Origin of the sequence: Thalassolituus sp. LLYu03 (genome assembly GCF_050507655.1) — a bacterium.
GTDB lineage: Bacteria > Pseudomonadota > Gammaproteobacteria > Pseudomonadales > Oceanobacteraceae > Venatoribacter.
Genome location: NZ_CP191496.1, coordinates 369,579 through 382,327, shown reverse-complemented (window position 1 = coordinate 382,327; position 12,749 = coordinate 369,579). Strand labels below are relative to the sequence as shown.

Sequence of the window (12,749 nt, the reverse complement as noted above, 5' to 3'; positions counted from 1 at the left end):
AGCATGCACCTTAGAATGAAACACCAACGCTCGCAGACACAAAGTCACGATCCGTATTCAGGTTATAATCTCCATCGAAATAGTCTGTGTAGGAAACCGACATCCGGTAAGTATTCATGTACTCCATGTCCAGTCCCGCAGTAACCGCTTTATTCCCCTCTGTAAAGCCTGGCTCAGGACCATAGCCTTTCACATCGTGCGAGAAAGCAATACTTGGTTTAAAGCTGGCACCGGGAATCCACTGGCTGTACTCCAGAGTTGCCCGCATGCGATACCCCCAAGAGTATTCAGTCGCAAATCCCTTATTATTGCAGTCCTCCGGTGATTTACTGTTGGTGTAACCGGTACACAAGCTGTTGTCCGGATAAAGACGCCCCTGTCCATAATTTGTACTCCGTCCGTAGCGCACGCCGCCTGGACCTTCAAGATCAGCAATATGTGTCATGCCTACCTCAGCAACGACAGACAAACGATCTGCACTGAAAACATCATCGAAGAATTGGATCGCCGTTACCTGCGCCTGAGTAACCGGCTTACGCTTGTATCCTTCTACGTACGCAGAGTTTTCAATGCTCGCCTCTCCGGAATACAGCAAGGGGGATAAAGCCTCGACACCAACTCCCATAGAAATCAGATCCACCGGGTTAAATTGGAGAGGCATATTAGGACGGTAACTGACTTCACCGGACAGAGACGTGCCGGAATCCAGGGACGTACTGAAACTCAGTCCGTACAAATGGATATCTTCCGGATATTCAATCAGATACTGCGAAGTGCCCAGGCGATAGGCCTGCACCAGAGCTTGTCCCTGCTCGCTTGCCAGAAATGTTGAACAAGCAGGGGCTGGTACTCCCAGGTTAGCGCAAATGTCGGGTGCAAACGAAAGGTCGGCCATGTGCGGACTACTGATAGCACTGATAAATGGCGTACGACTGTGGTAATTGAGGTAGTAAAAACCAAACTCCGTATCGGCCTCCGGGCTGAAATAACGCAGTGCAGTACCCCATTGGCCATCATCCTTCGGCTTTATATCCTCTGCACGCTGAACAGAGAGCCCCTCATCGTTAAACTGAACGCCTTCTGGTGTCAGTGCCGCTATGGCTGCGGCCTGCACAGCCGGATCATCGGAGACACTAACCGGCAAAGGGCCACATCCATCGGCGACGACATCATTGGCCGAAAAGAAGGTTCCACAGTTATCGACTACCGTTTGCTCCCATTCGAACTGGTAAAAGATCTCTGCCGATAAATTGTCCGTCAGCCCCTGAGAAATCGACAACATGCTGACCGGACGAAGTCCGTCTTTAATTTCCGAACCCGGACGACGCAGCGCCGCCACATCAAAGGGGTTAATTACGTTGATGCCGCCCTGAATAAACGTACTCTCACCCCAGCTCAGTACCTGACGACCAAGGCGCACGGAGCCTGGACGACCAGCGAAGTCAGTGTCGTACCAGACGAAGGCATCCATCAGCTCCGCGCCGGCATTTTTCGCAGCTTCGACACGACCGTTTGATTCTACATTCCGATAGCGCTGATCATTGTCCTCAAGTTCAAAGTCGTACCAGTATTTTCCGCGCAGCAAGACGCCTGTTTTTCCATAACGTAATTCGAGGTCATGCATACCTTTGAAAACGCGGGAAAAAGCGTCGCCTTTCTTAAAGTTTTTCTTACCGTCGTTAATGACAGGGCTGCGCATCAGCTCAGGGTCTGCATCGCGTAACGCCCAGCTCTGACCGTAAGAGAAATCAGAGTCAAAACGCCCTTCGACATCACCCAGATGAAATTCAACTGCCTGGGCCGATCCGGTCAGAACGGCCAATCCAAACACTGAGTATCTGGCAAAGCTACAAACTGCCGGATAGCTTGAATAACGCTTCATATGGTTCACCTTGTTATTTTTGTTGGAGGGGATGACGCATGGTTTAAGTCAATCACGAATCACCCATGGACCAATTTGAACACCACTGTTCACCAAAGGTCAAACATGTATAGTGATCTGGATTCTTTGCAACGAGAGAGAAAATATGCCCATTCAACAAGGCCTGATTGACGTCCACCACCACGTGATTCCCCCTGTGTTCCGACAGGCGATGGACCGTAAAGGCATCCGTCTCGTGGCAGGCGCTCCGCTACCGTCCTGGTCGCCCGAAAAGTCACTTAAGCTCATGAATTTAAACGGAATTCAGACAGCAATACTGTCTCTGTCAGCGCCTGGTACAGACTTTGGTGACGGGGCATCCGCCGCCGCTTCGCTGGCCCGGGCCTGCAATGAATACAGTGCTGACGTGATCGCCCGCTTCCCTGGACGCTTTGGTTCATTTGCTGTCTTACCGACCAATTTCCCGCATTTGGCCTGCCGTGAAGCGGAGTATGCACTGAACACATTGGGGCTGGAGGGGGTGGTTTTACTCGGTAGCAGCCAAGGATTATTCCTCGGAGATCCCGCGCTTGAGGAATTAATGTCACTGCTCGATCAGAAAAAGGCTGTGGTGTTTGTTCATCCGAACCTTCATGCCACCAGCATTGACAACGGCTTGTCTATCCCCGGCTTCCTGATGGAGTTTCTCTGCGATACAACGCGAGCAGCCTTGAATCTCATTCGCCATGATGTCCTGAACCGCTACCCCAATATCCGTTGGATTCTGGCGCATTCTGGCGGATTTCTGCCTACATTGGTCTGGCGTGGGGAAGCGCTGAATAGTTTCGCCGCCGAAGGCACCGACGTGCTGACGGAAGCGCGTAAGTTTTACTACGACACCGCTCTGTCTCCTTCTCACTACTCGTCAAAGGTTCTTAAGCAGCTGGTTCCTGACAGTCAGATACTGTTTGGCAGTGACTTCCCGTTTGCACCAGCTCCCATCACGCCGCTCCAGATCAATACCCTGAAAAACAGTGGTGTCTTCAGCGAAAAAGAACGCTATGCCATTCATCGCAAGAATGCGCTTGGACTTTTCCCGCAATACGTTCAGGAATATGAAGTTCCATCCGCTGAGGTCATTCGCCGGGATGTAGGCCTTAAAGAAGCGCTTGGTATAAGCATCGCAAATTTCAGCGGACGCTTTGTAGAACGCATCCGATCACGGTGACCGATTGACCATCAGTGACACTATTTTAATCAGATAAGAATATTGAATTATGAAAATTGATATCGACGTCCGCTTTACGCCGGAAATACTGGAAACATACCTTAATTCGCAGGAACTACCGATCTGCGAGCATGCTTTGAAGACCGAAGCGGATATCCACCAGTACCGTACGGCGACCAGCTGCGACCGTGTTTTCATTGGCTGCCCGGATCTGTCTTTAGTCAAAGAACCCGGAAAAGCTCACGAGCTGGCCTCGTCCTGCAATCAATTGATCAGTGCAATTGCCAGACGATCTGAAGGTAAAATCTACACTCTCGCCTACATACCACTGCACAACATCGATAAGGCACTGAGTGAAATTGACACCTGCCTCAATGAACTTGGTATGGATGGTGTCATTTTATCGGGAAATACCAACGGCCGTTTCCTTGGCGACAAGATGTTCGATTCTGTTATGCAGAAACTGGAAAAGCACAAAGCCACCGTTATCGTTTCGGCTTCGCTGCATCCGAATACCGCAGAAACCGGCCTTCAACTTCCCGATTTTTTCGTCGACAAACCTTGCGACATTACCCGCTCGGCATTAAATCTGGTTCTGTCCGGCACGATGGAAAAATACCCGACCATCCGTTGGATACTTTCAGAAGGTGGTGGCTTCCTGCCCTACATCGCGTGGCGGGTGTCATTGGCCAATGCCATGGCAGAGTACAACAGTAAAATTCCTGCGGGGATGATGAACTACATGCGCCGGTTCTATTTTGTCAGCAGCCATTCCCATACCGGCTTTCAGCTCAGTTCCATACTCGCATTAGCAGGGGACAAGCACCTCATATATGGCTCGGGAGCAGGATCAATCAGCCTGACCAAAGTGAAAGAGCAGGAATTTGCACTGCTGCGCGCGCTGCTCGATCTGAAAGCCGGCTCAATGGATGTTGATGGCAAGCACATTCTGAATTTGTTTCCGCAATGCGCGACAGCAGGCGAAACTGTGCAGGCAACACCTCGCTACCGTCACGTGCCCGTTTCCATTCAATTACGCCAATTGCTGCTGAGCCCTCTGGTTAAAATTGCAGACAGGATCAGAAAGTAGTCGGTAACACGACTAGTCAGAAGGTCAGGTCACGAATAAGCGCCCGGCTGTGGAAATCAACCACGACGGGCGCATAGGGTCTGCCGGACACGGTCACCAGTGTTGCATTGGCACTGTTCATGTCCAGAAAGGATTTTTTTAAGAAATTCCAGCGAGCGTAGCGGGCTTCATCCCCAGAGGTCAGATACTTGTCGATCACCGGCACCAGATCAGTCTCATCCCACGACAGGTAGCTCATATTCAATTCCCGCGGCAACTCATATGTCCCCACATAGGCCCGGAAAACGTACTGCATGTTCAGGTAAGCAATTAAGCGCGCGATATCCGCGTCCGTCACTGGCATTTCGGGCATTAATAAGAGTATCGGGGTGATACGCGCCGATACTTCGGATGTCATTTTCCAGGGGAACAGCTCGTCGTGTTTCATATCCACGACCAGCGTCAGATAGTTCAGGAGATCGTTGGTGTGACGGCTCAGCTCTGAATGGCCGACATTAGTTCTTGTGCGATGCTCCTCGTCACGGAACCGGGAAAGATATTCACCATTGAATTGCTCCCCCCGGAAAAGAATAACGTCAGATACCATGAGGCACACGGAGACACCGGGATCATTCGCAGCATTCGAGTGAAAAGCATGACTTGCCAGAAAGATGACAAACAGTCGTTTGAGTAGGTGCATTACTGATCCTAAAAAAGCTCAGATCCCATATGGGATCTGAGCAACACATCAGCCTCATGGCTTAAAGGCTGAATTCTCACGCAATCAGATTACACAACAGAATATTTTTGAACACAAGTGTTCAATTGCAAAATGAAACGATTCCGTAAGGTCCTGCGCTTACAGGACCGCCATGATGCGCGGTGCGAGTTTCATGCCCTTGCCGATATCGCCTTTGATTTTGATTTTGCGTGTCATGGCAGCCACATGCGGTGCCAGCTTTTTCGAACGCAGGTCGAGCCAGACTTTCAGAGGGGCAGTTACGGTAATATCGGCATCGGCGTCCTCCCGGGTAATCACTGGCGTGTCGCCGGTGGCGTCAATGTGCACCTGACCTTCGCCTTCAAAAACGAACTTCAATCGGGTGCCGAGCTTGCCCAGCTTCATCGCCTTGCCACTCAGCTCATCGGCGAGAAAATCAAAACTTAATGCGTCTGTCATTGTTCATGTCCTCATTCAATTAGTGGGGCGGCAGCAAGCATCGCTGCCGCATGCAGTCGTTCAGATAAACATCGACAGAATGTCGTCCGGATAATGATCCATGGCCATCTGGCCCAGGGTGCTGCCCCATTTGGTGCGGTTATTAATGGCGTGCACGCGGGCGGCCTGAATGTCGCAATACAAACGTTGTATTGGCTGGTTAACCATTAAGGAACGCGCACCACTGGCGACAAAAATCCGATCAGCCGCCTTGTCTGCCATATCAACAAGATTGCAGTGATCAAACCGGATACGGCCACGGTCGAGCAGTTCCAGATCGTCACCGCGCTCGAGCGTTGCCATCACCTCGTTGAAGTTGGCCTCCATCTGCAGGCGCGCTCCGCGCAGTTCGGCATCCGACTCGGCAATGCGCATTTGTGTTACCTGCTCCTGCCCCCACTTAGCTCCGCTGTACAGACTGGTTGCTGTTTTTGAGGCTTCGGTAAACATATCCAGAATACCTTGCGCAGCGCCCAAAGCCGGTGTCGTAATACAGGCACCGAAAATGGTCGGGAACGGCACATGGAACAAAGGCGCGTCCGCAGTGCCATCCACCATGCCCGGTGTCATATTCATCTGACTGGCGATGGCAGGCAGCTGGCGGTGATCGGGTACAAAGGCTTCTTTTATTTCCACCGATTTACTGCCGGTGCCCTTCAGGCCCATGACATGCCAGTCGTCGATGATTTTAAAATCGCTTTTCGGTACCAGATACGTGCGGTAGTCAGGAAGCGCAATACCTTCTTTTACAATATTTGCACCGACCAGAATCCAATCGCAGTGATCAACGCCACTGGAATAAAACCAGCGACCACGCAGAATGCAGCCACCTTCCACTTCTTCCACCGTGCCGGTTGGTGCATAAGAGGAGGACATCAGCACTGTGGCATCCTCACCCCAGACATCGTCCTGAGCCTGCTTGGAAAAATGCGCCAGCTGCCAGTTATGCACGCCGACGACCCCCATAATCCAGGCACTGGACGGACACGCCTGAGCCAGAATTTCCTGCACTTTAAAAATGTCCGCCGGGTGGCATTCGTAACCGCCCCACTGCGACGACTGGAACATTTTAAAGAATCCTGCCTCCTGAAAATCCGCCACCGTGCGGGGGTCGACCATGCGCAGCGTTTCGGTATTGGCCGCGCGCTCACGCAACACCGGCTGCAGGTCACGGGCTTTCTGCATCAGCTCGCGGGCAATGGCCTGGCTGTCGGCCTTAGTCATTTTGTTATTCATGGTTATTCTCCGGGTTACAGACTCTGTATTTGATTGATCGAGTTTTCCCAGGCCTGAAGATGATCTTCGGCCAGCTCGACCACAGGGGAAGACGAACACAGTCGTCCTTTGACGAAGGCCAGCGGCGAATCTGTCTCGCCCCTGTCCATCCGAATAACGCGGCAGAGCACAATCCAGTGATCGCCGCCGTCAATTTCGTGCTCCACTTCGACATCCAGCCAGGCACAGCAGCCCGGTAGTCTCACCGCTCCTTCAGGATTCAGCTTGATGGACAGGCCATCAAAACGGGTATGGATATCGCCGGAAGCAAAACGCCAGCACATGGCACTCTGGTGCACGCCAAGAAAGTTGATGCACAGGTGGCGGTTAGCCGCCATCTGAGTCCAGCTGGACGACGACTTTTGCGGGCAGAACGCCACCAGTGGCGGATCAAGGCTGACGGAAGTGAACGAACCTATCACCAGGCCCAGCGGTCTGGATTCCTGTCCGGTTCCGGTCACGACAGATACCCCGGTGGGCCATAGCCCCATGACGGAGCGGTAGGTCTGAGCATCGATCGGTGTGTTTTTCTGCGTCATAAAGGCTTCCTGATCGGTCGGGGCAAACACCTTCTTGTGTGTTGTCTGCCGATAGGAAAAGATTATTTGTGTTCACTTTTGAACACAAGTGTTCAATCAAAAAGAGGAAGATCTGTCGATCAGGCGCGTGGCAGAAGACAACCCCATCAAGGGTTGATCTGAAACAAGAAAAGGCAGAAATCGGGCCGGACAGACGCCTAAGAGCCTGTGGGTCGGTTTTTAAGGCCGGAAAAATTGTCGGAAATTAACCCCTGAAAGATTAGGGGAAAGAGAGGTTGTGCTGCAGGAGCGTTCTGACGAGGGCGGTGTGTGCGGCAGTCCGGCCGGCAGCCTCATACTGCTGAATCACCGGCCCGCAAATATCGTCCAATTCCAGTGGCCGGCCTTTTTCACGGTCAACCAGCATCGACGTTTTGATGGCATCGAAACCCGTTATCAAGGCCAGCATGTCGTCCGCCACCGAGGTGTCCATCGTCACCCCGGCCAGATTCGCTGCGGTAACGGTCTCTTGCATCAGGGCGTGAATAAGCGGTCGCAGTACCGGGTCGCGGGTCATGCTGCGGGTATCGAGAAAGGTCAGCGCCGACAGTGGATTGACGCCGTTATTGATCACCAGTTTGCGCCACTTGGCATAACGCATGTCGGCGCATAAGGTCACCGGAATGCCGGCGTCTTGCAGCAAACTGAAAATAGCCTGAGCCCGAAGACTGGCTGCCGGATTCGCCTGTGCCGACGGCCAGGCACCCAGTTCAACTTCACCACGCCCCGTGGCTTCAACAACACCTGGCGCCAGCACATGGGCGCCGATGCGTACCGCCAGCCCACTGAGCGTCCGTTCCGCGCCAAGCGCACGGAGCATGTGATCTTCGTTGGTGACGCCATTCTGCAATGACAACATGGCGCAGTGTGGATTCCGCGCCAGCCAGGGCTTCAGTTGCTGCAGCAATCCGGGAGTATCCGCGCTTTTGCAGCACACCAGAATCAACCCGGTGTTATCCGCCCGCGGACTGTCGCAGAACGCCTCCAGCGTCATGGCATCGACGGCGGAGGAATACGAAAATCCGGAATGAGTCAGGGTTAATTGCCGGCGCAACGCCTGCTGATGATCGCCACGGGCAATAAAAATGACCTCATGGCCGGCCGCCTGAAGACGGGCGCCGTAGTAGCAACCAATGCCTCCGGCGCCAAGCACGGCAATGTTCATAGCGGTCAGTGGATATCTTGCAGGGGTGGCAGCTCACTCTGGCTGATGCGCATGGCTTCAGCCTCGTCGACTCCGAGTGCTCTTAACAGGAATTCAGCCACTTCAGAGCCCGCGCTGCGCCAGGTTTTTACGCCTTCACGCACCAGATAGATCGCGCCGATAACAGCACCGCCAACCATGGTCACGACCGTCGGTACCTGATCTTCACTTAAACGAAAGTGACCCGCTTTCATCGCCATGCGGACATCCTTTGCCGGTTCACCTAATACCAGCATCCGCAGTGATGTCGTGGTCTGGGCAAAACGTGCAATAAAGCGTCCCCACTCCGGTTCCTCATGCGCCCGCCGCAGGTAGGCGCGTACACCCATCGCTAACCGTTCGGCCGGATTTTCGGAATGAAAACTGGTGACGATGCGCTCGTTCATTTCCCACGCAAGATGAGAGGCGACATCCTCAAACAGCGTATCCATGGATGGCACATTATTGTAAATGGTGCCGCGGGCCATCCCGGCATAGTCAGCGAGCTCGCTGACCGTAACCTGCTCGGCACCCTGTTCAGCAAACAGGCGGATCGCCGCTGCATGAATCCGTCGCTGAGTAGCGGACAGAGCGTGTTGGGCCATAGTCTGTTGTCTCCACATCAGAATCGTCTGTTTGCATCAGTATACATTTTTGAACACAACTGATCACTCAGCATGCATCATGCGCTGCAGCAGAGACTCTGGCGGAAACGCAATCGATGGTAAGGACAAGGACACCAGTTGTTGCGCTTTGTCCTGCGGAATACCAAAGGCCAGCAATGCATGACACACCATACGCTCCGGATAGTCGTCTTCCGGGTTACGCACCGACAGACCGAAAATAGCCGCCAGCATAGTGCCCACCATGACCTCAATCGCGGTAGCAACATCCTTCACACGAAAATGCTCCCCCTGCATGGCACGCTGGATGTGCACAGGAAGATACTGATAAATCAGATGGCCGGCCGCACTGATGTTGAACCCGGCACGCCAGAGAAAACGGGCAAAGGTTGGACAGGCCCGCGCGGTATGCAGAAACAAGCGCAGCCCGGTAGCCAGAATCTCCAGTGGATCCTCCATATCCTCCACGTGCTCTTCAATCAGAGCGACCAGTTCGTTAGAGGTTGTTTCACCAATCGCCGTCACCAGTTCCGCGTTGGTTTTGAAATAGTTGTAAAACGTGCCGCGAGCCACGCCGGCCGCTGAAATCACATCGTCAATGACGGATGCATCCGCGCCCTTCACCGCGAAAACAGTCAGCGCACTTTCAATCAGACGGCTGCGCATTTTCAGCCGCCGTTCCTGTCCCACCCGGGTACGGTGGTCCATCGCCTCATCTGTCATAGGGTCCTCATTTGCCCTTTACGTCACTTGTGCGGTTATCCAGTCCTCAGACTCCTGCCATAAACGCCGGGCCAGATTCATATCCTGCGCCACGTCTGACGGTGTCTGCTGGCGACAGTTCTCATAGTATCCGCCGCTCTGGCCGCTGAGTTCTGCCGCCGTGGCACACCAGAGACTGGTTGCCGCACCTTGTTCAGGGGTCATCATAAACGGCCTGATCAGTACGCGCAGCAGCGAAGGTACTGAGCGCCAGACATCCGAAGCCACAATCCCCGGATGCAGGGCGAAAGCGTCTACGCCAGACCCCTGCAGCCGTTCGGCCAGTTCGCGAACGAACAAGACGTTGGCCAGCTTCGCCACCGCGTATTCTTTCAGCCCCCCGGCACTCTCTGTGCTCTCTCTGACCGCACGGAAATCGATACCCTTTGCGTGACGGTGCGCCTTGCTAGAAACAACCACAACACGCGCCGGCGCCGAACTTTTCAGACGCTCCATCAACAATCGGGTGAGCAGAAAGTGGCCCATATGACAGGTACCGAACGCCAGCTCAAAACCCGATGCCGTCTTTCCTTTCTGCCCGGCCAGACCGGCATTGCACACCAGAATATGCAGAGGCAGCTCTGTGTTCAGAAATACCTGCGCCGCCTGCTGCACAGACTGAAGATCGCCCAGATCCAGCGGCAGGAACTGCGCCCGGCTGGCATCCCCTGTCATGCGCTGTATTTCCGCCAGCACAGGCCGGGTTTTCGCCTCAGAGCGGCAGGCAAGAAACACCATTGCCCCTTGTTTTGCCAGCTCAATGGCCGTGATACGCCCAATCCCTGTATTCGCTCCGGTGACAATGGCGACCTTACCCGCCAGTGACGACGTCATATCTCTGCTCCCCCTGTAACCGCTGTTGCGCGCCCTTCGTTCGCCACACTCCCCATCTTCGGGCCTTCGTTCAGACCCCGCCTGCGGGATTGTCACGTTTCCGGAACGCTCCGATATTAAAATGACGATTACGTCAGATTGACGTTATCGTCATTTCGAGAATAAGATGCACCGTATCAGTCGTCAACGCAACGAGGATTTGAAGGTGCAGAATAACGATAAGTACCCAACCACCATTCACAGTGTCCAGGTCGGCCGGAAGACCATCCATGTCACAGAAGCCGGGGCTGGCTACCCGCTGATCATGTTGCATGGCGGTGGCCCCGGAGCATCGGGCCTGTCCAATTACTCACGCAATCTGCAGGCGCTGGCAGAACATTTCCGCGTCATCATTCCCGATATGCCGGGATACGGCGCATCCACTAAAGGCGTGAACCGCGATGACCCGTTCGGCGATCTTGCCCGCGGCATTCTCGGTCTGATGGACGCCATGAACATCGCCTGTGCCCATCTGGTGGGAAATTCGCTGGGTGGCGCTTGCGCCCTGCGCATGGCGCTTGATCAACCGGCCCGGGTGTCGGCACTCGTTCTGATGGGCCCGGGTGGCATTGGCACCACCCGGGCACTGCCAACCAGGGGTCTGAACAAGCTGCTCAATTATTACGGCGGCACAGGTCCATCAAAGGAAAAACTCGCCGACTTTATCCGCAACTATCTGGTGTACGACGGCAAGCTGGTCAGTGACGTTGTTATTCAGGAACGCTATCTGTCGAGTATTGATCCGGACGTCATCGCGGCTCCGCCACTGCGCCGTCCGACCGGTCTGGCGGGCGCCATCCGCATGGACTTCACCCGTGATCAGCGCCTTGCCAGCTGCGAAACGCCGACCCTGGTGATCTGGGGCGCCGACGACAAAGTTAATCGTCCTTCCGGCGGCCCACGGCTGCAGAAAACCATGCGCAATTGCGACCTCTACGTCATGAGCAAAACCGGTCACTGGGCACAGTGGGAGCGGGCTGACGAATTCAACGCCATCACCACGGCCTTCTTAAGTCAGCGCACACCGGCCAACCAGTAATCTTTTTAAAACGCTAAAAGGTAAACGTTATGACGGATAAAAAGACCGATATTTTTAATCAGATCAATCTGGGCTACGTCGTCATTGAGTCGCGGAAAATGGACCAGTGGCGATCGTTTCTGGTGGATGGCATTGGCCTGCATCTGGCGCAAAACACCAAAGAATTGATGACCTTCCGAATGGATGACCATGCCTGTCGCCTGGTGGTGCGAAATGGTCCGGCTGAAGACGTCGTTGCCTTTGGCTGGGAACTCGCGCATATCAGTACGCTGGAAGTGATCCGCAGTCGTCTGAAGCAACACAACATCGATATGAGCGAATCGTCTTCCGCCGAGGCGGCCAGTCGCGGAGTCGAGAATTTCTGGAAAATCCGCGGCCCAAAAGACATTGCATTTGAATATTACACGCAAGCCATTTTTGACAATACGCCGCTGAAAACGCCCATCAGTGCCTTTGAAACCGGCAGCGGTGGCATGGGGCATGCGGCCATTATTTCGCGGGTTCCGGAAAAAATGCAGGCATTCTTTTCCGACATTATGGATGCCCGCGTAACCGACTACATTACCCAGGCAATCGCCGGCGTCACCCTCGACTTCACCTTCATGCGCTTCAACGAGCGTCACCACACGGTGGCGATTGCTGCCTCCCAGGGCATCAAGCTTGATCCCATCCGCACCCGGATTCAGCACATGAACTTAATGGTGGAAACCGTCGAAGATCTTACCGGAGCGCTGCAGCGTGTACGAAAACTTGGCTATGAAGTTGCCAGGGAAATTGGTCGCCATCCAAACGATCATGACATTTCCTTCTACGTCGTCTCGCCTTCAGGTTTTGAATTTGAAGTCGGCTGGAATGCCCGCACCGTCGATGAAGCCAGCTGGAAAGTCCAGCATTACGACCGTATCAGTCAGTGGGGCCACAAGCCTCAGAATCCGGGACTGATCAATTTTTTACGGGTCAATTCCGTCAACCTTTGGAATGGCATTCTTTCGCTGACTCGCAAAGAACATTCGCCACTGTAAAAAATAACAATAAGAGA

Annotated in this window: 13 protein-coding genes; 4 read left to right on the top strand and 9 right to left on the bottom strand. The window is 53.8% G+C overall.

Translation table 11 applies throughout. The annotated features are described in order from the left end of the window. Nucleotides 1-10 precede the first annotated feature (10 nt). Nucleotides 11-1,882 carry a DUF1302 domain-containing protein gene (locus ACQUQU_RS01795; RefSeq protein ID WP_430461535.1) on the bottom strand — a complete coding sequence of 624 codons (1,872 nt, stop codon included), beginning with the start codon at nt 1,880-1,882 and terminating at the stop codon, nt 11-13. A 145-nt stretch (nt 1,883-2,027) separates the two neighbouring features. Between ACQUQU_RS01795 and ACQUQU_RS01790 the strand changes: the two genes are divergently transcribed. Beyond that, entirely contained in the window at nt 2,028-3,089 is a 1,062-nt protein-coding gene (locus tag ACQUQU_RS01790; protein ID WP_430461534.1) for an amidohydrolase family protein, read from the top strand. 49 nt (nt 3,090-3,138) lie between these two features. Continuing rightward, complete coding sequence (locus tag ACQUQU_RS01785; RefSeq protein ID WP_430461533.1) at nt 3,139-4,179, top strand: amidohydrolase family protein; 1,041 nt, start codon at nt 3,139-3,141, stop codon at nt 4,177-4,179. Between the two features lie 16 nt (nt 4,180-4,195). Here the strand turns inward: ACQUQU_RS01785 and ACQUQU_RS01780 are convergent, their stop codons facing one another. From ACQUQU_RS01780 to ACQUQU_RS01745, 8 genes are all read right to left on the bottom strand, one after another. Then, nucleotides 4,196-4,858 (bottom strand): hypothetical protein, encoded by a 663-nt coding sequence (locus ACQUQU_RS01780; RefSeq protein WP_430461532.1) that lies wholly within the window; start codon nt 4,856-4,858, stop codon nt 4,196-4,198. Between the two features lie 159 nt (nt 4,859-5,017). Then, entirely contained in the window at nt 5,018-5,338 is a 321-nt protein-coding gene (locus ACQUQU_RS01775) for an SCP2 sterol-binding domain-containing protein (protein WP_430461531.1), read from the bottom strand. A gap of 60 nt (nt 5,339-5,398) precedes the next feature. Then, nucleotides 5,399-6,613, bottom strand: coding sequence for an acyl-CoA dehydrogenase family protein (locus tag ACQUQU_RS01770; protein WP_430461530.1), 1,215 nt, complete (start codon nt 6,611-6,613; stop codon nt 5,399-5,401). Nucleotides 6,614-6,627: 14 nt separating this feature from the next. After that, nucleotides 6,628-7,191 carry a flavin reductase family protein gene (locus tag ACQUQU_RS01765; RefSeq protein ID WP_430461529.1) on the bottom strand — a complete coding sequence of 188 codons (564 nt, stop codon included), beginning with the start codon at nt 7,189-7,191 and terminating at the stop codon, nt 6,628-6,630. 259 nt (nt 7,192-7,450) lie between these two features. After that, nucleotides 7,451-8,395 carry a ketopantoate reductase family protein gene (locus tag ACQUQU_RS01760; protein ID WP_430461528.1) on the bottom strand — a complete coding sequence of 315 codons (945 nt, stop codon included), beginning with the start codon at nt 8,393-8,395 and terminating at the stop codon, nt 7,451-7,453. A gap of 5 nt (nt 8,396-8,400) precedes the next feature. After that, nucleotides 8,401-9,018 (bottom strand): TetR/AcrR family transcriptional regulator, encoded by a 618-nt coding sequence (locus ACQUQU_RS01755; protein WP_430461527.1) that lies wholly within the window; start codon nt 9,016-9,018, stop codon nt 8,401-8,403. A 63-nt stretch (nt 9,019-9,081) separates the two neighbouring features. Continuing rightward, the gene (locus tag ACQUQU_RS01750; protein ID WP_430461526.1) at nt 9,082-9,759 is read right to left on the bottom strand and encodes a TetR/AcrR family transcriptional regulator; all 678 of its coding nucleotides are present in this window, start codon (nt 9,757-9,759) and stop codon (nt 9,082-9,084) included. An 18-nt stretch (nt 9,760-9,777) separates the two neighbouring features. Next, entirely contained in the window at nt 9,778-10,632 is an 855-nt protein-coding gene (locus tag ACQUQU_RS01745) for an SDR family oxidoreductase (RefSeq protein ID WP_430461525.1), read from the bottom strand. A 205-nt stretch (nt 10,633-10,837) separates the two neighbouring features. Here ACQUQU_RS01745 and ACQUQU_RS01740 point away from each other — a divergent pair, with 205 nt between their 5' ends. Together ACQUQU_RS01740 and ACQUQU_RS01735 are read left to right on the top strand one after the other, a co-directional pair. Beyond that, on the top strand, nt 10,838-11,710 hold the full coding sequence (locus tag ACQUQU_RS01740; RefSeq protein ID WP_430461524.1) for an alpha/beta fold hydrolase: 873 nt from the start codon (nt 10,838-10,840) through the stop codon (nt 11,708-11,710). Between the two features lie 29 nt (nt 11,711-11,739). Beyond that, nucleotides 11,740-12,732 (top strand): VOC family protein, encoded by a 993-nt coding sequence (locus ACQUQU_RS01735; protein ID WP_430461523.1) that lies wholly within the window; start codon nt 11,740-11,742, stop codon nt 12,730-12,732. Nucleotides 12,733-12,749: the final 17 nt, after the last annotated feature.

What these genes read in the sequence shown, in the direction of transcription:
- ACQUQU_RS01795 (WP_430461535.1), bottom strand. Translation starts at nt 1,882, where the DNA reads ATGAAGCGTTATTCAAGCTATCCGGCAGTTTGTAGCTTTGCCAGATAC.
- ACQUQU_RS01790 (WP_430461534.1), top strand. Translation starts at nt 2,028, where the DNA reads ATGCCCATTCAACAAGGCCTGATTGACGTCCACCACCACGTGATTCCC.
- ACQUQU_RS01785 (WP_430461533.1), top strand. Translation starts at nt 3,139, where the DNA reads ATGAAAATTGATATCGACGTCCGCTTTACGCCGGAAATACTGGAAACA.
- ACQUQU_RS01780 (WP_430461532.1), bottom strand. Translation starts at nt 4,858, where the DNA reads ATGCACCTACTCAAACGACTGTTTGTCATCTTTCTGGCAAGTCATGCT.
- ACQUQU_RS01775 (WP_430461531.1), bottom strand. Translation starts at nt 5,338, where the DNA reads ATGACAGACGCATTAAGTTTTGATTTTCTCGCCGATGAGCTGAGTGGC.
- ACQUQU_RS01770 (WP_430461530.1), bottom strand. Translation starts at nt 6,613, where the DNA reads ATGAATAACAAAATGACTAAGGCCGACAGCCAGGCCATTGCCCGCGAG.
- ACQUQU_RS01765 (WP_430461529.1), bottom strand. Translation starts at nt 7,191, where the DNA reads ATGACGCAGAAAAACACACCGATCGATGCTCAGACCTACCGCTCCGTC.
- ACQUQU_RS01760 (WP_430461528.1), bottom strand. Translation starts at nt 8,395, where the DNA reads ATGAACATTGCCGTGCTTGGCGCCGGAGGCATTGGTTGCTACTACGGC.
- ACQUQU_RS01755 (WP_430461527.1), bottom strand. Translation starts at nt 9,018, where the DNA reads ATGGCCCAACACGCTCTGTCCGCTACTCAGCGACGGATTCATGCAGCG.
- ACQUQU_RS01750 (WP_430461526.1), bottom strand. Translation starts at nt 9,759, where the DNA reads ATGACAGATGAGGCGATGGACCACCGTACCCGGGTGGGACAGGAACGG.
- ACQUQU_RS01745 (WP_430461525.1), bottom strand. Translation starts at nt 10,632, where the DNA reads ATGACGTCGTCACTGGCGGGTAAGGTCGCCATTGTCACCGGAGCGAAT.
- ACQUQU_RS01735 (WP_430461523.1), top strand. Translation starts at nt 11,740, where the DNA reads ATGACGGATAAAAAGACCGATATTTTTAATCAGATCAATCTGGGCTAC.